Raw genomic sequence first — 21354 nt, 5'->3', positions numbered from 1 at the left:
CCCGCCGCCCGCGCCGGCCCCCCCCCCCCCGCCCCCCCCCCCCCCGCCCGGGGGGGGGGGGCCGGGCCGGCCCCCCCCCCCCCCCCCCCCCCCCCCACCCCCCCCGACCACCGGGAGGATCGGACGAGAGGCCCGGCTGTCCTCCACTACCCTCGGAGTCCGTGAACCGGATTATCGCCACGGCCGTCGTGGTCTTCTCCTCCGCGGTCGTGCTCGTCCTGGAAGTCTCGGTGACCCGGCTGGTCGCGCCCTACGCCGGGGACACCCTGGAGACGTACACCGCGGCGATCGGGGTCGCGCTCGCGGCGATCGCGCTGGGCGCCAAGGCCGGCGGGGACGCCGCGGACCGGCGGCGGGCCGAGCCGCTGCTGGCCCTGCTGCTGGTCCTCGGAGGCGGGACCACCATGCTCGCCCGCCCCGTCGTGCTGCTCCTCGGCCCCGCGCTCGGCGGCGCCGGGCCGTTCACCGCGCTGCTGCTGGTGGCCCTGGGCATCTCGGTTCCGGTCGCGCTGCTGTCCGCGGTCACCCCCGTGGTGGTGAAGACGCAGCTGGCGGACCTGGAGCACAGCGGCAGCGTCATCGGCCGCTTCAGCGCCTGGGGCACGGTCGGCGCGCTCGCGGGGACCTTCCTCACCGGCTACGTGCTCATCGCCATGCTCCCGGTGTCCATGGTGCTGCTCGTCAGCGGCGGCGCGATGATCGCGTTCGGGGTCCTGTTCGCGGTGCGCGGAGGCCTGCCGCGCGATCCGCGCCCGGCGCTCTCGGTGATCGGGGTCTGCCTGCTCGGCGGCGCGCTGCTGCTGCGTGTGGACTCCCCGTGTGACGCCGAGACCGCCTACTACTGCGCTCGGGTGGAGTCCGACCCGGACCGTCCGAGCGGGCGGCTGCTGCTCCTCGACGACCTGCGGCACGGCTACGTGGACCTGGCCGATCCCCTGCACCTGGAGTTCGCGTACACGCAGTGGTTCGGCGCGGCCGTGGAGTCCCAGCTCGCCGCGGGCCCGGTCGAGAGCCTGCACGTGGGCGGCGGCGCCTACACGGTGCCGCGCTGGCTGGCGGCCACCCGTCCCGGCTCCACCGGCCTGGTCCTCGAGGTCGACCCGGCCGTCACCGCGATGGCCCGCGCCGAACTGGGCCTGCGCACCGGTCCGGACCTGGAGGTCGTGTCGGGCGACGCCCGGACCTCGATCGCCGACGCCCCCTCCGACAGCCGCGACCTCGTGGTGGGGGACGCGTTCGGCGGGCTGAGCGTCCCCTGGCACCTGACCACCCGCGAGTTCGCGGCCCAGGTCCGTCGGGTGCTGCGCGCCGAGGGCCTGTACGTCGTGAACGTCATCGACCGCGGTCCGCGGGACTTCCTCGCCGCCGAGACCGCGACCCTCGGCGCGGTCTTCGCGCACGTGGCGGTGGCCGGGGCGCGCGACGGCTTCGAATCGCCCGTCGGCGGCAACCACGTGCTCGTCGCCTCCGACGCGCCCCTGGACACCGACGCGCTGGACGCGGCGCTGTCCGCCGCGGAGCAGCCCGGAGCGCTTGCCGACGACGCGCTGCTGGACGCCTGGCGTACCGAAGGCGTGGTCCTCACCGACGACCACGCCCCGGTCGACCAGTTGATCACGCCCTACCTTGGCTGAGCGCCCGCCTCCTCGGGGTTCTCCCCACTCGTCCCCGGGCCCTCTCCCCGAGCGGCGCGCCCTATGGGGTTTCCGTCGCGGGGGTTGTTCGGCGGGGTGGCCGGGTGATCCTCCTCTGCTCCCGGTGATGGTCCGGGGTTGCGTGACTTCGCCAGGCCCCTTTCCAGCACAGGAGGATCACCCGGCCGACCCGTCGAAACACCTCCGCACCGGAACCTCCATATCGGAACCGCCCCGTTGACCGCGCGGGCGTTCAACCGGTCCGGTGTTCGCGCGCTTCGCACGCGCCCCGACCCGGTCCCCTGACCAGCGAGGCGGCCGCACCCGACTTTTGGCGAGGGTTTCCGCGTCGACCCCCGACTTTTACCCGGTGTGAAACTCGCGTCGGATATCCACGGTGCCAGGGGCATGACGTTCCCGCCTTCCGGGGTGGGGCTGACACCACCCGGGTTCGGGTGTTGCCCTTATCGATCTGGGCAGCGGTCGATTCGTAGTGTCATGGTCACGCGGACGCGACCGGCGCGCCGCACCGACCTTCGAAGGGGGCCGCCGTGGACACGACCGGGGAGACGCCGCGCGGCGGACGGGGGGTGACGGCGTGGTCTGGGCGATCGTCATCGCGTTGACGGGCGCGTTCTGCCTCGCGCTGGGTTCCGCCCTGCAGGAGCGCGACGCGGTCCGCGCCCCCGGCGGCAGCGTGGCCCGGTTCGGGTTCCTGATGCACCTGGTGCGCAGTCCCCGCTGGTTGGCGGGCACCCTGGCCGCGGGGGCGGGCGTGAGCCTGCACCTGGTGGCGCTGAGCGGAGCACCGCTCACCATCATCCAGCCCCTGGGCGTCACCGGTCTGCTGTTCGCGATCGTGCTGTCGGCGGTGTTCAACCACCGCCGGGTGCGCGTGAGCCAACTACTGGCGGGCCTGGCCGTGATGGTGGGGCTGGCGGGGGTGCTCCTGCTCTTCCCCCACACCTCGGACGACCCCGTCCTGCCGACCTCCACCGCGCTGCTGCTCGTGGGGGGCGTGGCAGCCGTGGGCACGGCCGGCTACCTCGCGGCCCACTGGGTCCCGGCGGGTCCCAGGGCCGTCCTGCTGGCCACCCTCGGCGGCGCCGCGCTGGGCACCACCTCCGCCCTTGCCCGCGTGGTGGCCTCGGACACCGCCTCGAACCCCATGGCGGTGCTCACCTGGCTCACCCCCCTGGCCGTGGCCATCGCGGTGTTCGGCGGACTGCTCCAGCAGAACGCCTACCGCACCGGTCACTTCACGGCGGCCTACGCCACCCTCCTGGTCGTCGATCCCGTCGCGGGGGCGGGGATCGGCGCGCTGGTGCTCGGCGAGGGGCTGCCGAGAACCCCTCTGGACCAGCTGCTCGCCACCTGCGCGGCGCTGCTGGCGATCACGGGCACCGCCGTCCTGGCCCGTGCCAGGAACCGCAACCCCGAAGCCACCGAGCGGTCCCCCTCTCTTTCCACGACCGATGACCTCGTTCCCACGTCAGGAGACCCGAAATGACCCTGCCGAACCAGCGTGCGCGTACCCGGCCGAGTTCGGGCGCGCGTGAGTCCGGCCCCCGGCAGCGCATCCTCATCGCGACCGACACCTACCCCCCGGACGTCAACGGGGCCGGATACTTCACCCACCGCCTGGCCAGCGGCCTGGCCGAACGCGGCCACGACGTCCACGTGGTGTGCGCCTCGGCGTCGGGCGCCCCCCGGATCGAGCACGAGGACGGGGTGACGCTGCACAGGCTGCGCTCGGCGTCGGTCCTGGTCCACCCGACGATGCGCACCGCCGTCCCCCTCGGGGTGAACGGGCACGTCGCCCGGCTCATCGAGCGGTTCGCCCCGGACGTCGTGCACTCCCAGAGCCACTTCACGATCAGCCGGGCGGCGATCCAGTGCGGCCGCAGGGCCGGGGTCCCGGTGGTGATGACCAACCACTTCATGCCGGACAACCTGTTCGCGCACGCGCACGTCCCCGGCCCCCTGCACGGAATCGTGGGTTCCCTGGCCTGGCAGGACATGATCAGGGTCGCCTACGAGGCCGACTACGTCACCACGCCCACCGAGCGGGCGGCCAGGCTCCTGGCGGGCAAGGGCTTCAGCCGCCCGGTCGAGGCGGTGTCGTGCGGCATCGACCTGGAGCGCTTCCAGCCGCGCCCCGACGAGCGCGCGGCGACGCGCGCCCGCTTCGGGCTGCCCGACCGCGAGACCATGGCCTTCGTCGGACGCCTGGACGTGGAGAAGCGCATCGACGAGCTGATCCGGTCGCTGCCCCTTCTGCTGGAGCACCGCGACGTCCAACTGGCGCTGGCGGGGACCGGTCAGCGCCAGGCCGAGCTCAAGAGGCTCGCCGAGACGCTGGGAGTGGCTGACCGGGTGCACTTCCTGGGCTTCGTGCCGGACGAGGAGCTGCCGTTGTTCTACGTCGCGGCGGACCTGTTCGCGATCGGGAGCGTGGCCGAGCTTCAGAGCATCGCCACGCTGGAGGCGATGTCCACCGGCCTGCCCGTCGTGGCGGCCGACGCGCTCGCGCTCCCGCACCTGGTGCGTTCGGGCCGCAACGGCTACCTGTACCCGCCGGGCGACGTGGCGGAGCTGGCCCGGCACCTGCTCGCCGTCCTCGAGTCGCCCGAGCGGCGCGCGGCCATGGGCGCGGCCAGCAGGGAGATCGCCCAGACACATGACCACCAGCGCTCGCTGGACCGGTTCGAGGAGATCTACGCCCGGGTCCGCCCCGGTCCGACGCGGATGGCGCCGCGCGGTCTGACGGGCGTGCCCGCGACCCGGGGCCGCACCGCGGTCGCCGCCTGACCGCTCCCGGGATGGGGGAGGTCGTAGGTGACTTCCCCCATCTTCTGCCTTTCCGTACTTTTTGCCCCGCCTTCCGTGGGATGCCGATCCGTCCGGGAAGACGTAAGGACGTGTGGTTCGTCGGAGGTAACCAGGATCGGGGGTCAACCGTTCTGGACGGTCTGACCGCCGAGGTGAATCGCGTGGAGCTCCAGGCGGAGACCTGCGAACGCGCGCTCGGCGTCTACCAGCGCGACCACGCGGAACTGGACCGGCGGGTGCGGCGGCTGGAGACCGAACTCGAGGAGCTGCGCCGGGCCCGGATCGAGGCCTACTCCCGCTGGTGGGACACCCGGGAGGACCGGGACCGGGCCGTCCACGTCGCGCGCCGCCTGCGCCGCCGCCTCGAACGCCTGCGCCGCCGCCTGTCCTGCCAGGGACTCGCCGAGGGCTGAGGGGTCAGGAGGGGCGGGCGACCGTGGCGACCGGGAAGCCCCCGTCCCTCCAGGCGATGACGTGCCGGGCCAGCGTGGCGATCCGGTCCTGGGCTCGGTCGGCCCGTTCGGGCGAGAACAGCACCGCGGGGTGGTTTCGCAGCGCGCAGACCTCGTCGAGGTGTCCGGTGCCGCCGAGCGGGTACCCGGCGGAGTAGCCGGCGAGCATACCGGTGTCCAGCGCGGTGAGCAGGGCGGTGCGGTCGATCAGCTCGGGGCTGGAGAGGTTGATCAGCACCGTTCCCGGGCGCATCCCGGCCAGTGCCGGGGCTCCGATGAGTCCCCGGGTGCCGGCCGTCACGGGCACGTGCAGGGAGATCACGTCAGCGGTGGCGAGCAGCTGCCGGAGCCCCATCCGGTCGACGCCGCGGGGCCACCGGCGCAGACGCGACCCGGTTCCGACGACCCGCTTGAACATGGGGGCGGCGAGACCGGCGAGCCTGGTGGCCACCTGGCCCATCCCGACCAGCCCGAGGGTGAGGTCGCGGGCGCGCGGCGACGGTATGAGGGGGGAGACGCGGTCGCGCGCCATCCTGCGGAGCTGGGCCAGCGTCAGGGTGAGCGCGCGGTTGGCCGCCTGGTCGACGTTCTCGCGCTGGGGCGGGGAGGAGACCCACAGTCCGCGCCGCTCGGCCTCGGCGATGTCGATCCGGGAGCAGTCGCGGTCCGCGCTCATGATCAGCCGCAGGGTGGGCAGCGCGTCCAGTAGCGCGGCGTCCACCCGGGTGTCGTGGACGATGAGCGCCACCGCCCCGGCGGCCTCGGCGGCGACGCGCGCGGGGTCGCTGGTCCGTAGTACCCGCGCCCGGAATCCGGCCCCGGCGAGCAGGCGGATCGCGGGCTCCGGATCGAGGGCACCGGTGTCCGTGATGGCCACGTAGGGAGCACTCACGATCCACCTCCAAGAACGGCACGGTCAAACACGGGTCAACAATCCAAAAAAGTACCTTTTGTTGCGCGGCGAAAACAGGGCGACCAGTTGGCTTCCACACGCCATCTCGGCCGAAAACACGCTGATCAGAGGGATGAGGCACAACGAAAACCACAAATGAGATCTACGTCACGTAACCCTTGGTCGCAGTTCTCGCCACGCTCCGGAGCCGGTTTCGCAACTTGGATACAGATTAGATAGATCTCGCGGCAGTATTCGACGAATGCCGAAAACGGCCATCGGGAACTCCGACTTCGCGACCTCCGAACCTGCTCTTTACTGGAAAGAAAGTTTCCATTTTATGGTGGCCCATGGCAGCATGGAGCCGATCGCGGCCCCGCCCTGAGGAGACCTCCCGTGCCCGAACACTCGCTCGTCCCCCGCCCCACCGAGTTCATCCCAGCGGACGGACCGGGGCTCAGTCTGGACACGGGCACCCGCGTCGACGCCGACGGCACGTCCCTGGGAACCGCCGCCTGGCTGCGCGCCGAGCTCGGAGCGGCCACCGGTCTCCCCCTGGCCCCGGGCGAGGGGGACGGCGCGATCAGGCTGCGGGTGGACCCCGGCGCCGGACTCGGCCCCGAGGGGTACCGGCTGGCGGTCGGCCCCACCGGAGCACTGGTCACCGGCCACGACCCGGCCGGGGTCTTCTACGGCGCGCAGACGCTGCGCCAGCTTCTGCCCGCCGCCGCCTACCGCAGGGCTCCGCTCGGCACGGCGGCCTGGACCCTTCCGGCGGTGCGGATCAGCGACCGGCCGCGCTTCGGCTGGCGGGGCTGCATGCTGGACGTGGCCCGGCACTTCATGCCCAAGCACGACGTGCTGCGCCTCATCGACCTGCTGGCCCTGCACAAGCTCAACGTGCTGCACCTGCACCTGACCGACGACCAGGGCTGGCGCGTCGAGATCAGGCGCTACCCCCGGCTGACCCGGGTCGGCGGGTGGCGGCGCGAGAGCCAGGTGGGGGCCTCCCTGCCGCCGGTCTACGACGGCCGGCCGCACGGGGGCTTCTACACCCAGGACGACATCCGCGAGATCGTCGCCTACGCGGCGGACCGGCACATCACCGTGGTGCCGGAGATCGACGTGCCCGGCCACTCGCAGGCCGCCATCGCCGCCTACCCGGAACTGGGCGAGAGCGGGCCGCTCGAGGTGGGGCGCGCCTGGGGGATCATCGAGGACGTCCTGAACGTCTCGGAGGACACGCTGAAGTTCTACCGCAACGTGTTCGACGAGCTGCTGGAGCTGTTCCCGGGCGAGTACGTGTGCGTGGGCGGCGACGAGTGCCCCAAGGGGCAGTGGCGCTCCAGCGAGACGGCGCGGGCGCGCATCGCCGCCGAGGGCCTGACGGACGAGGACGAGCTGCAGAGCTGGTTCATCCGGCACTTCGACGCCTACCTCACCGAGCGCGGCCGCCGCCTCCTGGGCTGGGACGAGATCCTGGAGGGCGGTCTGGCCCCGGGGGCGACGGTGGCCTCGTGGCGGGGTACCGAGGGCGGCGTCGCGGCGGCCCGCGCCGGGCACGACGTGGTGATGTGCCCGACCCGGACCTCGTACCTGGACTACCGCCAGTCGGACTCCCCCGACGAGCCGGTCCCCGTGGGCACCGTGCTGTCCCTGGCCGACGTGTACGCGGCCGAGCCGGTCCCGGCCGAACTGACCGAGGCCGAGGCCCGGCACGTCCTGGGGGCCCAGGTCAACGTGTGGACCGAGCACATGGACTCGCCCCGCGTGGTCGACTTCATGGTCTTCCCGCGCCTGTGCGCCTTCGCCGAGGCCGCGTGGTCCCCGGCCGAGCGCGACTACGCGGAGTTCCTCCCCCGCCTGGAGGACCACCTGCTCCGCCTGGACGCCGTCGGCGTGGAGTACCGCCCCCTGGACGGCCCCCACCCCTGGCAGCGCCGCCCCGGCGTCCCCGGCCGGGGCTAGGTGTACTGACCTGAGAGGTTAGGAACGCGGGAGGCGGGAGGGCCGCGCGTAACCGCCGGGTGTCCCTGACCCGGCGGTTCGGGGGCCGGTCCCGCCCCCGCTCGGAATGATCACGGGCTTTCCGCCCTTCAAGGCCCCGAAACGGGCAGAAGGCCCAAGACCATCAACGAAAGCCTCCCGCAACGGTCATCGTGCGAGCGGCCCCGGCCCTCCGCCCGGGGCCTGTCACGACGGGCGGCGACGGCGGGGGCCCTACCGGGCTCCGGTCTCCTCCTCGATCACCTTGAGCAGCAGGTCGGGACGGTCGGAGATGATCCCGTCGACGCCCTTGGCGATGGTCGCGCGCATGGTGTCCGCGTCGTTGACCGTGTAGACGTAGATCTCCAGCCCCTCGGCGTGCACGGCGTCGACATAGGCGGCGTCGACCGTGGTGTGGTTCGGGTTGATCTGGTCCGCCCACTCGGCGTAGGCGGGGATCCGGCCGACCGGGACCTTTCCGAGCACGCCGTGCGGGATGTGCGGCAGCAGGTCGTGGGAGACGCGCACCGCCTCGTGGTCGAAGCTCTGGATCACCAGGCGGTGCCCGTTGCCCTGTCCGCGCCGGCCCGTCCACCACCGCTGCTCGTCCAGCGTCTCGGCCACCTCCTCGGTCAGCCCCGGGTAGCGTGCGGGCTCCTTCAGTTCGAGCAGCAGGTTCAACCGCTGGCGACGCAGCCGGTCGAGCCCTTCCCGCAGGGTCGGGACCCGCTCGCCCTCATAGGCGGGGTCGAACCAGGACCCGGCGTCGAGACGGCGGATCTCGGCGAAGGTGAAGTCGGCGACACGGTAGGACGCGCGCCCCGGGAAGACCTCTTCGACGTCGGTGGTGCGGGTCAGCGTGGTGTCGTGGATGAGGACGGGCACTCCGTCCCTGGTGCGCTGGACGTCGAGCTCGACGACCCGGGCCCCGCGGGCGCGCGCCTCGTCGATCGCGGCGAGGGTGTTCTCGGGGGCGTAGGCCGACGCTCCCCGGTGGGCCACCGCTGTCACCTCCGGGATCCGGGGACGGGACGGGGCGGCCGAGACGGCCCCGGTCGTGGCGACCATTGCGGCGGCGAGTACGGTCGCAGCGAGTCCCAGACGAGTCAGCATCGTGCTCCCTTGTCGAAAACCGGTCACTTTCCGCTCCAGACTGATCGCCTTGGGTTTCCATTGCGCGTCCAACGGGAGAGCGGCGGGCATCCCGGTTGGGAAGAGCTCGGCCAGTCGACCGAGTCGAGACGCCGCCTTCCGGCGACACGAGTCCCGCCTACCCGAAATTGACTACACACTGTGGGAGTTTAGACACAGACAGCAATCAATCTCACTGTAAGTGCTGTCACAAGAACTCAATGTAATCAATCGAGAGGTTCACGATGCGCAAGCCCCATACTCGGTGGATGGCGCTGGCAGGAGCGGCCACCGTGTCTCTGGCGGCGTTCGGCGCCGCCGCCGGCCCGGTGGCGGCCGACGACCGGCTTCCCCTGACCTGGCCGACCGTCCAGCAGAAGGCGTCGACCTATCTGATCGACGGGTTCGAGGTGGGCTACCTGGCACCCGGCCTGGAGCGCCACAGCATGAACTCGGAGACCTTCACCGACCGGACCGGCAGCCGGACCGCGCACCTGGCGTGGGTGCAGGGACCGGAGACGGTCCACGGCAAGGTGAGCGTGTACCGCACCAGCAGGCTCGGCAGCCTGGACGAGGTGCGCAGCTCGCACTACTCCCACCTGGACGACGGGGACCTGCGGTCGGTCGACGTCAACGGCAAGGAGGCCTATCTCTCCGAGGCCACCGGCGACGTGTTCTGGATGGAGCGCGACGGGGTCGCCGTCGCCGTCTTCCTCCGTCCGGACACGTGGGAGACCCAGGAACTGATGGCGATGGCCGAGGGCATCTCGCCGCGGGAGGCGTCGGTCCCGGACGTGCCCGATGTCAACCTGCCCTCCGTCGACGTGCCCAACGTCCGGGGGGTCGCCCAGGGCGAGGAGACGGCGGGCGCCGTACGGACCGCGGCCGACCGCGCCGGCCAGCCCGAACCCGCGGAGGCCGCCGAACCGGCCGGGGTCGGGGAGATCCCGCGCCCCGGCGGGCAGCCCGAGCCGGCGGCCCCCGCGGAGCCCGCCGGGGCGGGCGAGGCCGGCGAGGCCCAGCCGCACGAGCCGGTCGTGGCCGCCCCGGGAGAGGCCGGAGCCGAGTCCGGCCCCGAGACCGGGGAGTCCGGGACCGGGACCGGGGAGGCGGGGACCGACGCCCCCGAGACCCTGCCCGCCCCGGCTCCCGGACAGGAGGAGGGCGCCGACGGCGAGCTGAGCGACAAGGAGACCGCCGCCGTCAAGCGCTGCCTCACCGAGGAGATCGGCGCGATGCCGGGCGCCATCTGGGACCAGAACATCGAGTTCTCCCCCGGATCCAGCGTGACGTGGAACTCCGGCCTGTGGAACGAGGTCCAGGAGCCGATCCGCCGGGAGGCGATCTCCAAGTGCGCCGACCGGCTCGGCCTGGAGGAGTCCCAGGTCGAAGAGGTGTTCAAGGAGATGTCCACCTCTCCGCGTCCGGCCAAGAAGAGCCAGGAGGTCTCTTCGTTCTCGCAGGAGCAGGACCTGTGGGACCTCCTCTCCTGGCAGTGACCGGGTGAGACGCACCACCGCGGGCACCGCCCCGGTCCCGCGCCCGCACGACTCCGTCCGCCCACGCGCTGAGCAGGCCCCGGGCCTGCTCCACGGACGGGTCCGCGGTGCTCCGGACCGGGGCGGTGCCCCTACCCGGCTCTCCGAGGGTCCGGTGGCGCGACTCCTCCCGGTCACACGGCCGGGAGGACCGTCCCCACGACCTCGCCCAGGTCGATGGTCCCGCCCGCCATCCCCGGCGCGGTGGCGGTGACGGAGACCGTGTCGCCGTCCTGCAGGAAGGTCCGCGCCGAGCCGTCACCGAGCCGCAGCGGTTCGGTCCCGCCCCAGGTCAGCTCCAGGAGCGACCCCCGCTGGTCGGGGCGCCCGCCCGAGACCGTCCCGGACGCGTACAGGTCGCCGGTGCGCAGTGGCGCCCCGTTGCTGGTGAGGTGGGCGAGCATCTGGTCTCCGGTCCAGTACATCGCGGCGAACGGCGGTCGGGACACCACCTCCCCGTTGAGCCTGACCTCCAGGGCGATGTCCAGGCCCCAGTCCGCCACCCGGCGCAGGTACGCGAACGGCTCGGGCTCCTGCTCCCGCCCGGCGAACCTGGCCGCGCCGAGCGCGTCGAGCGGGACCACCCACTGCGAGACGGAGGTGGCGAAGGACTTGCCCAGGAACGGCCCCAGGGGGGCGTACTCCCACGCCTGGATGTCCCGGGCGCTCCAGTCGTTGACCAGGACGACGCCGAACACGTGCTCGGCGAAGTCCGCGACGGGCACCGTGCGGCCCGGCGACGTCCGGGTCCCCACCACGAAGCCGATCTCGGCCTCGATGTCGAGCCGGGTGCTGGGTCCGAACACCGGGCCGTCGACGGTCCCGCGCTGACCGGCCGGGCGCACGATGTCGGTGCCCGACGGGACGACCGAGCCCGCGCGGCCGTGGTAGCCCACCGGCAGGTGCCGCCAGTTGGGTTTGAGCGGCTCCTCGTCGGGCCGGAACATCCTGCCGACGTTGGAGGCGTGCTCCAGCGAGCAGTAGAAGTCGACGTAGTCGGCGACCTCGAACGGCGGCAGCAGCACGACCTCGTCCAGCGGGACCAGGTGCGGCTCGGCCTCGGCCCTGCTGCCCTCCCCCACGAGCATGCCCGAGACCTTGGCTCGGGTGGCCCGCCAGGTCGTGGACCCGCGCGCCATGAACGGGTTGAGGGAGGCGGCGAAGAACTCGCGGTCGCCCAGGAGCCCGGCGAGGTCGAGGACGTGGCCGCCGATCCGCACGCCGACCCGGGGATCCGCCCCTCTCCGGGAGAACACTCCGTACGGCAGGTTGTCCGCTCCGAATCCGGAGGCGTCCGCTCCGGGAACCCAGCTGGTGGTCACGGTGCTCCTTTGTGAGTGACTGCGGGAAAGGAGGTCGGCGGGGCCGCCTCAGGGGAGGACCCCCTCCAGCAGGCCGAGCCCCTCGGCGTCGGCCACCGGGTCCCGGGTACTGCACGAGCCGTAGCCGACGAACAGCTCCCGGGTCCTGGCCGCGGTGGCCTCGTCGAGGCCGCCGACACGGTCGACGAGTTCGTCCGGGTCGGTGACAACAAGCGCCCTGCGCACCCGGTTGGGCCCGTCCCCGGTCACCGCCATGGCCGTGGCCAGCAGCAGGTTGAGGTAGCCGAAGTGGGTGAACCCGGTGGTCGGATCGGTGTGCCGGACGGCGTGGTGCAGTCCGGCGGTGGCCTTGAAGGGCACCCCGTGCTCCGCGCAGGCCGCGATGAACTCGGACAGCTCCTCCGGACCGGGGAACAGCTCCGCGTCGGCCCCGCCGCAGCGGACCTTCGCGCCCAGCCCCGGCGCGCCCGCGAGCCCCGCGATGTTGGCGCGCCCCTCTCCGCCCCGGTCGAACTCGAAGTAGACCGGCGGCCCGGCGGCGGGGGTCCGGTCCGGCCGCTCGGCGCGCCGGGAGAAGAAGCCCCTCCTCTGCCGGGGCGCCGGACCGGCCGCCGTCCTGAGGTATCGCGCGGCCTTCCCGACATCGATGCCGGGGGCCCTGGTCTCGTAGTGCGTGACGCGCACCCGGGGGTCCTCCACCCGGCTGCCGTCGACCAGCCCCTGCTCGGTGTCCAGGATCAGACCGACGTCGATCCGGTCGGCCTCCCCGAGGCTGTCGCACAGCTCCGCCCAGCGGCTCACCGGGCACAGGAAGCGGCCGGCGAGCATGGGGTGGGCCGTCGTCCGGTCCGCCCGGTGCCGCGCCAGCGCCCGGCCCATCGGCAGCGCGGTCGGCGGGAACAGCCCGGCGTCGTCGACCAGGCCGCGCAGCAGGATCGCGGCGGCCCCCGGGGCGGGCGGGCGGAAGGTCTCGGTCATCGCGGCCGTCTCCGTTGTCTGCTCGGTTCCCGGAGCGGTCCCGACCGCGCCGGGCCTCGGACCGCGCGCTGCGCGGCTGCCGACCGCGCGGTCCATGAATCCGTCTGGTTCCACATTGTGGTGGTCTCACCGGGCGGGGGCGACATCGGCTCCCGCCCTCAGCGCTCGTTGGCGAGCGGCGGCAGGAGCCGCCTCTCCTCGTGCCGCTCCTCCCCTCCGCCCGCGGCGGGTCCGGCCCGTGCGAACAGGCGGCGCAGCGCGGCGCGCACCGCCTCGGCGTCCTCCACGGGCAGCACCGCGCACAGGTGGGCGTCGGGGCGGACGACGTGGGCGGTACCGCCGTCGCAGCGCAGCGCGGCGGCGAGGGCGCCCCCGGGGTCCACCTCGTCCAGTACCAGCACCCGCACCGGGATCGGCGTGTCCCGGACGGCCCCGGCCAGGGCGTCCGCCTGCCGCGCGTGGGCGACCAGGACGGTGACCGCGGGTTCGAGCCGTCCGCGCAGCCGGGTCGTCCCGGTCCCGTCGGGGGCGCGGCACGGCCCGTCCGGGCAGATGACCCCGGGCACCGGCGGGTGGCCGCCCCTGGCGTCGGCCGGCAGCGGTTCGGGGACCTCGGGCGGGGTGGTCAGCGGCGACCCGGTGTACCAGAACGGCTCGGCGAGCCTGCCCGAGTCGATGCGGTCGCGCGCCCCGGCGTCGGTGACGGCCAGTTCCAGCGTCTCCCGCCGCAGCCGGGCGTAGTGCTCGTCAGGGGGGACCAGGAACCGCATGGTGTCCCCGGTGACCCGCAGGTTCTCCTGCGCGGCGGCCCACCGCTCCTGGTGGTAGCTCTCCAGGAGCGCGTCGGCGGCCCCGGCGGGCAGCGCGCGGGCCGCGGCGATCTTCCAACCGAGGTTCTCGGCGTCCTGGACACCGGAGTTGAGACCGCGCGCGCCGAACGGCGCGTACAGATGGGCGGCGTCTCCGGCGAGCAGGACCCGACCGACGCGGAACCGCTCCGCGCAGCGCTCGTGGAACCGGTACACCGAGGACCACACGATGTCGTACGGGCGGTCTCCGGTGATCCTGCGGACGCGCTCGTCCAGCGCGCCGCCGGCGCGCTCGGCCTCCAGGTCGTAGTCGTCGGGCACCTGCCAGTCGATGCGCCAGGTGGAGTCGGGGCACTGGTGCACCAGCACCTGGCGCCCCGGGTTCCACTCGGGGTCGAAGTAGAACCGGCGCTCGTTGGGGAACGGCAGGTCCGCGCGGATGTCGCAGATGAGGAACCGGTCGTCGAAAGAGCCTCCGGGGAAGCCCACGCCCATCAGCTTGCGCACCGCGCTGGACGCGCCGTCCGCGCCGACCAGGTGCGATCCTCTGATGAGTTCGGTTCCGCCCCAGCCCGCGGTCCGCGCGATCACCCCGCCGCCGTCCTGGGTCAGCGCGGTGACGCGGCTGCGGTACCGGACGGTGACGAGCGGGTTCGCGTCGGCCGCGCGCAGCAGCTCCTGCTCCACCCTCGCCTGGGAGACGTTGATCCACGGCGGCAGCGGCGCGTACTCCCCCGCCTCGGGCGCGGCGGGGAAGACGACGGTGCGCACCTCGTGCCCTCGGTAGTAGGTGCGCGCGGTGGTCCAGGTGGTGCCCTCGGCCAGCAGCGGGGCGGCGACACCGAGCCGGTCGAAGACGTCCAGGACGTCGCGCTGGAAGCAGATCGCCCTGGAACCGCTGTAGCGGAGGTGGTCGTCGTCGGGTTCGGGGCGCGACTCGAACAGGACGGTGGGCACCCCGAAGCGGGCGAGGGTGAGCGCCGCGCACAGCCCGACCGGGCCGGCCCCGCTGATGAGCACGGGCGGTCCCTGCGCGGAGTCGTCGCCCGGCGGGGCGGGCGACGGGATGGTGGACGTCATGGTCTCGCTCCCGTTCCACCGCGGCCGCGGGTCCCCGGTACCTCGCGGCGGCGGCCTCGATTCGGTTCGGGGAGGGCCCGTGGCGGCCCCCCGGTCAGCCCTGGAGCCGGTCCCAGACCTCGCGGTCGCGTTCGGCGGTCCAGATGGTGGGACGCTCCGTGCCCTCGTACTCCTCCCACAGCCGGGCGACGTCGAACGGGAGGCAGTGCTCGAAGATCGGCCAGCCGCCGAACGCGGGGGCGAGCGCGGTGTGCGCGGCGCCGAACGCCTCCTTGAGGGTTCCGCCGCGCGCGTGCACGGCGCCGACCTGTTCGCGCATGGTGTTCAGGAAGCCGCGGGTCTGGGCGATGGCGGCGTCCACGGCGGCACGCCCCCTGACCACGGCCCCGCGCCCTCCGACCATGGCCTCCGCCTCGAAGGCGGCGACCCGGTCGAGGGTGCCGGTCGCCCAGTCGTGGTGGAACGCGTCACCGGTGTACAGGGCCGCCTGGGCCTCGACCAGGTCCCCGGCGAAGAGGATCCGGTGCCGGGGCAGCCAGGCCACGATGTCGCCCTCGGTGTGGCCCCGGCCGCAGTAGCGCAGGACCAGGTCGCCGCGGTCACCGCCCAGGTGGATGGTAAGGCTCTCGGAGAAGGTGGCATCGGGCCAGGTCAGCCCCGGGATGGAAGAGGGGTCCTTGAACAGGCGGGGCATCCGGCCGTACTCGCTGGCCCGGTCCTGCTCCCCCCGCTCGGCGATCAGGGCCCGGGTGTTGTCGTGGGCGACGACGACGTCGGCGCCGAAGGCGCTGGCGCCCAGGACGCGGACCGCGTGGTAGTGCGACAGCACCAGGTAGCGGATCGGCTTGTGGGTGTGCTCGCGCAGCTGGATGAGCCACTCCCTGGCCGCCGCGGGGGTGGCCAGCGCCTCGAAGCAGACCAGGAAGTCCTCGCCCTCGACGGCCCCGACGTTGGGGTCGCCCTCGGCGGTCAGGGCGTACACCCCGTCCGCGAGCACCTCCAGTGTCTGCCTCTTCTCGTCGAGGTCCGCCGAGCTTGCGAACGGTTTGCTCATGCACGCACACCTTTTGATCGATTATCGAACTTGCTGTTCTCTTTCAGAGTCACAGTAAATGTGACACGGGACACAGCCGCAGGCAAGGGTCGTCCCTCCCCGCCTACCCCCGATCGCGGCGGCCACCACCTCGTCCCGGCGGGCGGTCGGAGGGACGGGGCCGCCCGGCCCCCTTCCACGGAAGGCGTGCGAGCGCGCTGTGCGATTATTGGCCGCGGCGCTCCCCGGCCGGGCCCGCCCCGGCCGGACCGCGCCGCCGCGGACCCGCGGCCGAGAACGCTGAGGAGAAGGCGCGTGACGAAACCCGTCGGCCCCGACCGCCCCGACCCGCGCCCGGCGCCCTCGGGAGCGCGGTCGCAGACCCTGGACCGGGGGATCAGGGTCCTGGAGGCGCTCCACTCGGCTCCGGCGCCCATGACCATCGCGGAACTGGCCCGCGCGCTCGACGTGCACCGCTCGATCGTCTACCGGATCCTGCGCACGCTGGAGGACCACCGCCTGGTCTCCCGAACCGCTGACGGCTCCTACGAGCTGGGCCTGGGCCTGCCGGTCCTGGCCCATGGCGTCTCCCCCGGGTTGCAGTCGGCCGCGCTGCCGGTCCTGTCCCTGCTCGCCGACGGCACCGGGATGACGGCCTTCCTGGTGGTGCCCAGCGAGGAGGAGGCGATCACGCTGCTGACCGTCGAGCCCCGCCGGTCCGTGGCGCACGTCGCCTACGCCCCCGGCACGCGCCACCCCCTGGGCCGGGGCGCGCCCGGGATCGCGCTGCTGTCCGCCGGGCCGCCGCGCCCCGGGGAGCGGCCCGAGGTCGCGGTGGCGCGGGAGCGTGGGTGGGCCCACTCCCGCGGCGAGGTGGTCTCGGGCCTGTCCTCGGTGGCCGCGCCGCTGCGGACGGCGGGGGGAGCGGCCGCGGTCTCCGTGGTCTACCTGGAGGGCGCGGGGCCCGTCGAGCGCGACCGGGCGGAACTCGGGGCCCGTGTTCTGGCGGCGGCCAAGGAAATCATGGCGGATTTGCCGTGAGCCCCCGAGATTTCGGCTATTTTGGGTTTGTGGGCGGCGACACGGTGCGCTCTTGCCAAAAGACCACCGGCGCTTTATGTTTGCGCATGGGCAACAGCCGCCCCGATGACGAAGGCATCCGAACGATAAACGAAGAGCCTTACGCAGGGACCGTCTGCTGAACACCCCCTCCCTCAGTAGACGTCCCTGTCTCCCCTCCTGCAGAGCCAACCCTCCCCTCCCGGTTGGTCTCAACATCAGGAGACAGAAGGGGGCCACACCGGCGCGGTGTGGCCCCCTTCCCGTTCGGGGTCCCCGCCTCTGCCTCCCCGGTGATCGTGACCTTTTCGGGGTCTCAGAGACGGTTGAGACCCCGAAAAGGTCACGATCACCGGGGAGGAACGGCGCGGGAGTGTTCCCCGTCGGAGGCTCCCTACCCGGCGACGCGCACCCGGACCACTCCGGCCATCTTGTCCGTCCGGACGCCGGTCACCTTCACCACGTCACCGGTGCGCGGGGCCTCCAGCATCCGGCCGCCGCCCAGGTAGATCGCCACGTGCGAGATGTAGTCGGGCGCGCTGGGGTCGCTGCGCCAGAAGATCAGGTCGCCGCGCCGGGCGTCGGCGTAGTCCACGTGCTCGCCCGCCCACCACTGGTCGTGGGTGACCCGAGGCACCGCCACGCCCGCCTCGCGGAACGCCCACTGCACCAGGCCCGAGCAGTCGAAGCCGTCTCCGGGGGTGGAGCCGCCCCACACGTACGGGACACCCAGCTGGCTCTCCGCCGCGGCGATCATGTCCTCGACGACCGCGTCGTCGACCTCCTCGCCGGCCGCGCCCGAGGGACGCGGTTCGGGGTCCTCCGCGAGCAGCTGCAGGCTGGCGTCCTCGCCGAGGACGCGCTCCAGTTCGTCTCGGAGCTCCCACAGGTCGGCGTCGGGCGCGGAGACGACCAGGGCGTTCCCGGTGGGGAAACCCAGCTCCTCGGCGGATTCCCGGGAGACCAGCGCGTCGATCCCGGCCACGCCGGAGGTGGCGTGCGTCCACACCTCCTTGTCGACCTCGCCCCGTCCGCCCGCCATGGCCACCGAACTGCCCAGGTCGAGTCCGCGCTGCTTGCCGACCTCGTCGGAGAGCGCGATGTGTCCCTCCGCGACGCCCTGCCATATCTCGTCGGACTCGGCCGAGGGCTCCGGCGCGTAGTTGCGGAAGGTGGAGGGGTCCACGCCCAGCACGGACATGGCCACACCGTCCACCTCGACCCGGGCCGCGTCCACCACCTCGACGGACCGCACGTCCTCGAGCGCCTCGACCTTGTCGACGAGACCGGCCTCCAACGCCGTGGCGGAGACCGCGAAGTACTCCCGCGAACGCGCCTCGTCGAACGGCTCGACTTCGACGTCGCGGCTGAGGCCGTCCTCGTCGGCGACCGGGGGCGAGGCCCCGTCTCCGGAGGAGGGGCGGTCCCCGCGCCCGGGGTTCTCCACCGGCGGGGTCGAGAAGAGGCCGACCGGCGGCCGCTCCTCCACGCTCGGCCGGGGCTGCGCCCAGGCCGGCGAGCCGAAAGCGCCGAAGGCCACCGCGAACGCCACGGTGGTGCCCGTGCAAGCCGTCAACCGTCGCCGTGCCGCCACGCCCACGCCTTTCCGAGGTTCCGGGGAAGCTGTTTTGTCCCGTATAAGAATGGAGTGTGCGGGGGGACACTTTCAAGCCATGTGGACGAACGCTACGTGAAAGGCCCATGCGGGCGGAAACTTCCCGAGGGCGTGTCGGGGAGCACTCCCGGAGCGCCGCTGGAGAATCCGGCATACCGGTTTCCCGCCGGCGGCCTCAGGCGTCCGCATAGCAGTCGACCACCGCTATGTCGAGCGGGAACCGCACCTCCGTGTCGCCGAAGAGCAGCAGCCGGGTCTCCTCCTCGGCCTCCCTGAGCAGGGCCACGCAGTCGTCGGCCAGCGGCTCGGGCACGTGCAGGACGAGTTCGTCGTGCTGGAAGAACACCAGCCGCGCCGACTCCCGTCCCGTGTCCCGCGCGACCAGTCGGCGCCGGACCCCGGCCAGGAACACCAGCGCCCATTCGGCGGCGGTGGCCTGGACGACGAAGTTGCGGGTGAACCGGCCCCGTTCGCGGGCCGCCCGGCCGCCGTCGCCATCGGGCTCCCCGCCGGGTCCCCCGGACACGAGGCGCCGCCACCGGGAGGAGGGCGGCGGGCAGGTCCGCCCCAGCCAGGAGCGCACCAGGCGCCCCTCCTCACCGGCCCGCGCGGCGGTGTCCACGTACTCCATCGCCCGGGGGAAGGCGCGGCGCATGGTGCTCAGCAACGCGGCGGCGTCCCCGCTGGTCTGACCGTACATCGCGGACAGCACCCCGATCTTGGCACGCTGGCGGGCCTCCTCCTCCGAGACCCCGCCGCCCCCGAAGACCGTTCCGAGCCGGGCGTACAGGTCGTCGCTGCCCGCCGCCGCGGCCAGGGCCCGGTCCCCCGAGACGGCGGCGAGGACGCGGGGCTCCAGCTGGCCCGCGTCGGCGCTGACGAGGGTCCAACCGGGGTCCGCGCGCACCGCGCGGCGCACGGTCTTGGGGATCTGCAGCGCGCCGCCGCCCCGGGTGGCCCACCGGCCCGAGACCACTCCGCCCACCACGTAGTCGGGCCGGAACCGGCCGTGCCGCACCCAGGTGTCCAACCAGGCCCAGCCGCAGGCCGAGTGCAGTCGCGACAGCTCCTTGTAGCGCAGTACGAACGGCACGACGGGGTGCTCGACCTGGCGCAGCTCCCAGGAGCGGGTGGAGCCGACCGGATGCCCGATCGCGGCGAACGCCCTGAGCAGCTGGGCCGGGGAGTCGGGGTTGACCTCGCGGCCGAACTCCGCGCTGATCCGCGCGGCGAGTTCGGCCAGCACGGGAGGGCGCGCCCCGTTGGAGGGGCGGGGGCCCAGCTGCTCGGCGAGGATCGCGTCGTGCACGTCGGCGCGCCACGGGACGCCGTCGTGGGCCATCTCCACCGCGGCCAGCGCCCCCGCCGACTCGACGGCGGCCAGCAGTGCGAACCTGCCCGGCTCGGGAAGCCCGGCGATCCGCCGCTGCTGGTCGGCGTGCACCTCCACGAGCGCGTCGAGCCGGTCCACTCCCGGAGGCAGCGTGGAGAGGTCGGGTTCGAAGAGGGCGGGCGGCGGCTCGGCTCCCGCGCCGGGCGGGGCCCGGAGGTCGTCGGGAACCGGTCTGCCGTGCAGTCTGGCCCAGGCCGCGCCCAGGGAGTGCGCCTCCCCGAGCCGACCGTGGTAGCCGAGCAGGAGCGCCTCGACGAGCCCGACGTCGTGGCAGCGGCCGAGCCGCAGTGAGCGCTCCACCAGCGGCGGGTACACCTCGCCGGTGGACGCCCACACCCAGCGGGGCTGCCCGGTGGCGTGCCGCCGGTAGTCGGCGACGACCCCGGCGAGGTCGCTGACCGTCCGGACCGGACCGGTGGGCGTGCCGTCCGCGGCAAGCTCACGCAGCCGGGCCCCGCCCTCGAAATCGGTGACCACCGCGATGCGCATGCCCACAGTCTGCTCGGTGCCGCCGACACGGTCGCCCCGGGCGCGCGGACCGTCCGCGCGCCCCGCCTCCGGCCCGCGCCGCGGTCAGGCCCCGTCGAGGGCGACCCGGTTGGCCAGCGGTTCGCCCGCGACCCAGCGGCGCAGCTGCTCGTCGATGAACCGCCGGGCCCTCGGGTAGAAGGCGTCGGACCCTCCCGCGACGTGCGGGGTGACGAGGACGCCGGGGGCGTTCCACAGCGGATGGCCCGCGGGCAGCGGCTCGGGGTCGGTGACGTCCAGGGCGGCGCGCACCCGGCCCCTCTCGGCCAGGAGCGCGGCGGTGTCCAGGACCGGTCCCCGCCCCACGTTCACCACGAGGGCGTCGTCACGCAGCAGGGCGAGCTCGGCCGCGCCGATCAGCCCCTCGGTCTCGGGGGTGTGCGGGGTGACGGCCACGACGATGTCAGCGGTGGGCAGCAGCCGGCGCAGCTCCCCGATGCCGTGCACGCCCGACGCGGGGCGCGCCCGGCGGGCCACGCGCACCACCTCGGTCTCGAACGGCAGCAGGCGCGCCTCGATGGCCTCCCCGATGCTGCCGTAGCCGACGATGAGCACCCGCGTGTCCGCGAGCGAGCGGGTGTAGTGCGGGTTCCACACGTTCCCGCGCTGGTCGTCGACCCACTGGGGCAGGTCCCGCTGCGCGGCGAGGATGAGTCCGAGGGCGTGCTCGGCGGTGCTCGCGTCGTGCAGCCCGCGCCCGTTGTACAGCCTGGTCCCGGCCGGCAGGTCGGCGACGACGTGCTCGTATCCGGCGGTGAGCAGCTGGACGGCCCGCAGCCGGGGCATCCGCCGCAGCAGCCGCGCGGCGTTCGGGCGGCCGTACGGCATGACGTAGAAGACGACGTCGCCGAGGTCTGCGGGCGGCTCGGCGCGACCGTCGTAGACCTCCACGGTCAGCGCGCCCGGGGCGTTGTCCTTGTTCTGCTTCCAGGGCACCAGAACCCGCCCGTCCACACCGCCACCTCTTCTTCGCTCCACGCCCGCTCGACCGGGTCCGACGCTACCAGCCGCCGTCCCCCGATCGGATCACGCGTATTCGGCGCGGGAGGGGGAAGGAGGAGGACGTCCGGAG

At 73.4% G+C, this 21354-nt stretch carries 16 protein-coding genes; 7 read left to right on the top strand and 9 right to left on the bottom strand.

Annotated elements, in window-relative coordinates:
* Positions 1–161: 161 nt before the first annotated feature.
* From EV190_RS17000 to EV190_RS16985, 4 genes are all read left to right on the top strand, one after another.
* On the top strand, positions 162–1634 hold the full coding sequence (locus tag EV190_RS17000; protein ID WP_133742558.1) for a fused MFS/spermidine synthase: 1473 nt from the start codon (positions 162–164) through the stop codon (positions 1632–1634).
* A gap of 598 nt (positions 1635–2232) precedes the next feature.
* Positions 2233–3144, top strand: coding sequence for a DMT family transporter (locus EV190_RS16995; protein WP_133742557.1), 912 nt, complete (start codon positions 2233–2235; stop codon positions 3142–3144).
* Entirely contained in the window at positions 3141–4445 is a 1305-nt protein-coding gene (locus EV190_RS16990) for a glycosyltransferase (RefSeq protein WP_133742556.1), read from the top strand. The genes EV190_RS16995 and EV190_RS16990 overlap by 4 nt, the downstream gene beginning before the upstream one ends.
* A 182-nt stretch (positions 4446–4627) precedes the next feature.
* On the top strand, positions 4628–4879 hold the full coding sequence (locus EV190_RS16985) for a hypothetical protein (RefSeq protein WP_243742628.1): 252 nt from the start codon (positions 4628–4630) through the stop codon (positions 4877–4879).
* A gap of 4 nt (positions 4880–4883) precedes the next feature.
* On the opposite strand, the gene EV190_RS16980 is transcribed toward EV190_RS16985, so the two are convergent.
* Positions 4884–5810, bottom strand: a complete 927-nt coding sequence (locus EV190_RS16980) for an NAD(P)-dependent oxidoreductase (RefSeq protein WP_243742627.1) — start codon at positions 5808–5810, stop codon at positions 4884–4886.
* 396 nt (positions 5811–6206) lie between these two features.
* Here EV190_RS16980 and EV190_RS16975 point away from each other — a divergent pair, with 396 nt between their 5' ends.
* On the top strand, positions 6207–7778 hold the full coding sequence (locus tag EV190_RS16975; protein WP_133742554.1) for a beta-N-acetylhexosaminidase: 1572 nt from the start codon (positions 6207–6209) through the stop codon (positions 7776–7778).
* Between the two features lie 252 nt (positions 7779–8030).
* On the opposite strand, the gene EV190_RS16970 is transcribed toward EV190_RS16975, so the two are convergent.
* The gene (locus EV190_RS16970; RefSeq protein WP_133742553.1) at positions 8031–8909 is read right to left on the bottom strand and encodes a glycerophosphodiester phosphodiesterase; all 879 of its coding nucleotides are present in this window, start codon (positions 8907–8909) and stop codon (positions 8031–8033) included.
* Positions 8910–9196: 287 nt separating this feature from the next.
* Between EV190_RS16970 and EV190_RS16965 the strand changes: the two genes are divergently transcribed.
* Positions 9197–10426: a hypothetical protein gene (locus EV190_RS16965; protein ID WP_133742552.1), complete on the top strand. Its 1230-nt coding sequence runs from the start codon at positions 9197–9199 to the stop codon at positions 10424–10426.
* A 173-nt stretch (positions 10427–10599) separates the two neighbouring features.
* Here the strand turns inward: EV190_RS16965 and fahA are convergent, their stop codons facing one another.
* From fahA to EV190_RS16945, 4 genes are all read right to left on the bottom strand, one after another.
* On the bottom strand, positions 10600–11787 hold the full coding sequence (gene fahA / locus EV190_RS16960; RefSeq protein ID WP_133742551.1) for a fumarylacetoacetase: 1188 nt from the start codon (positions 11785–11787) through the stop codon (positions 10600–10602).
* Between the two features lie 48 nt (positions 11788–11835).
* Positions 11836–12765 (bottom strand): hypothetical protein, encoded by a 930-nt coding sequence (locus tag EV190_RS16955; RefSeq protein ID WP_133742550.1) that lies wholly within the window; start codon positions 12763–12765, stop codon positions 11836–11838.
* A gap of 158 nt (positions 12766–12923) precedes the next feature.
* On the bottom strand, positions 12924–14654 hold the full coding sequence (locus tag EV190_RS16950) for an FAD-dependent monooxygenase (RefSeq protein WP_133742549.1): 1731 nt from the start codon (positions 14652–14654) through the stop codon (positions 12924–12926).
* Positions 14655–14748: 94 nt separating this feature from the next.
* Entirely contained in the window at positions 14749–15708 is a 960-nt protein-coding gene (locus EV190_RS16945; protein ID WP_133742548.1) for an MBL fold metallo-hydrolase, read from the bottom strand.
* Positions 15709–16002: 294 nt separating this feature from the next.
* On the opposite strand from EV190_RS16945, the gene EV190_RS16940 reads away from it, so the two are divergent.
* Positions 16003–16728, top strand: coding sequence for an IclR family transcriptional regulator (locus EV190_RS16940; RefSeq protein WP_208113217.1), 726 nt, complete (start codon positions 16003–16005; stop codon positions 16726–16728).
* Between the two features lie 412 nt (positions 16729–17140).
* On the opposite strand, the gene EV190_RS16935 is transcribed toward EV190_RS16940, so the two are convergent.
* The 3 genes from EV190_RS16935 to EV190_RS16925 form a co-directional block, all read right to left on the bottom strand.
* Positions 17141–18340, bottom strand: a complete 1200-nt coding sequence (locus EV190_RS16935) for a C40 family peptidase (RefSeq protein WP_243742626.1) — start codon at positions 18338–18340, stop codon at positions 17141–17143.
* 196 nt (positions 18341–18536) lie between these two features.
* Positions 18537–20243 (bottom strand): bifunctional 3'-5' exonuclease/DNA polymerase, encoded by a 1707-nt coding sequence (locus EV190_RS16930; protein ID WP_133742547.1) that lies wholly within the window; start codon positions 20241–20243, stop codon positions 18537–18539.
* 84 nt (positions 20244–20327) lie between these two features.
* Complete coding sequence (locus EV190_RS16925; protein ID WP_133742546.1) at positions 20328–21236, bottom strand: 2-hydroxyacid dehydrogenase; 909 nt, start codon at positions 21234–21236, stop codon at positions 20328–20330.
* Between the last annotated feature and the right edge of the window lie 118 nt (positions 21237–21354).

Source organism: Actinorugispora endophytica, assembly GCF_004363075.1.
GTDB classification, from domain to species: domain Bacteria; phylum Actinomycetota; class Actinomycetes; order Streptosporangiales; family Streptosporangiaceae; genus Actinorugispora; species Actinorugispora endophytica.
Note: the sequence above shows the minus strand (reverse complement) of the source record. Positions and strands in the feature narration are given on the sequence as shown.

What these genes read in the sequence shown, in the direction of transcription:
- EV190_RS16945 (WP_133742548.1), bottom strand. Translation starts at nt 15,708, where the DNA reads ATGAGCAAACCGTTCGCAAGCTCGGCGGACCTCGACGAGAAGAGGCAG.
- EV190_RS16930 (WP_133742547.1), bottom strand. Translation starts at nt 20,243, where the DNA reads ATGCGCATCGCGGTGGTCACCGATTTCGAGGGCGGGGCCCGGCTGCGT.
- EV190_RS16950 (WP_133742549.1), bottom strand. Translation starts at nt 14,654, where the DNA reads ATGACGTCCACCATCCCGTCGCCCGCCCCGCCGGGCGACGACTCCGCG.
- EV190_RS16965 (WP_133742552.1), top strand. Translation starts at nt 9,197, where the DNA reads ATGGCGCTGGCAGGAGCGGCCACCGTGTCTCTGGCGGCGTTCGGCGCC.
- EV190_RS16990 (WP_133742556.1), top strand. Translation starts at nt 3,141, where the DNA reads ATGACCCTGCCGAACCAGCGTGCGCGTACCCGGCCGAGTTCGGGCGCG.
- EV190_RS16970 (WP_133742553.1), bottom strand. Translation starts at nt 8,909, where the DNA reads ATGCTGACTCGTCTGGGACTCGCTGCGACCGTACTCGCCGCCGCAATG.
- EV190_RS16955 (WP_133742550.1), bottom strand. Translation starts at nt 12,765, where the DNA reads ATGACCGAGACCTTCCGCCCGCCCGCCCCGGGGGCCGCCGCGATCCTG.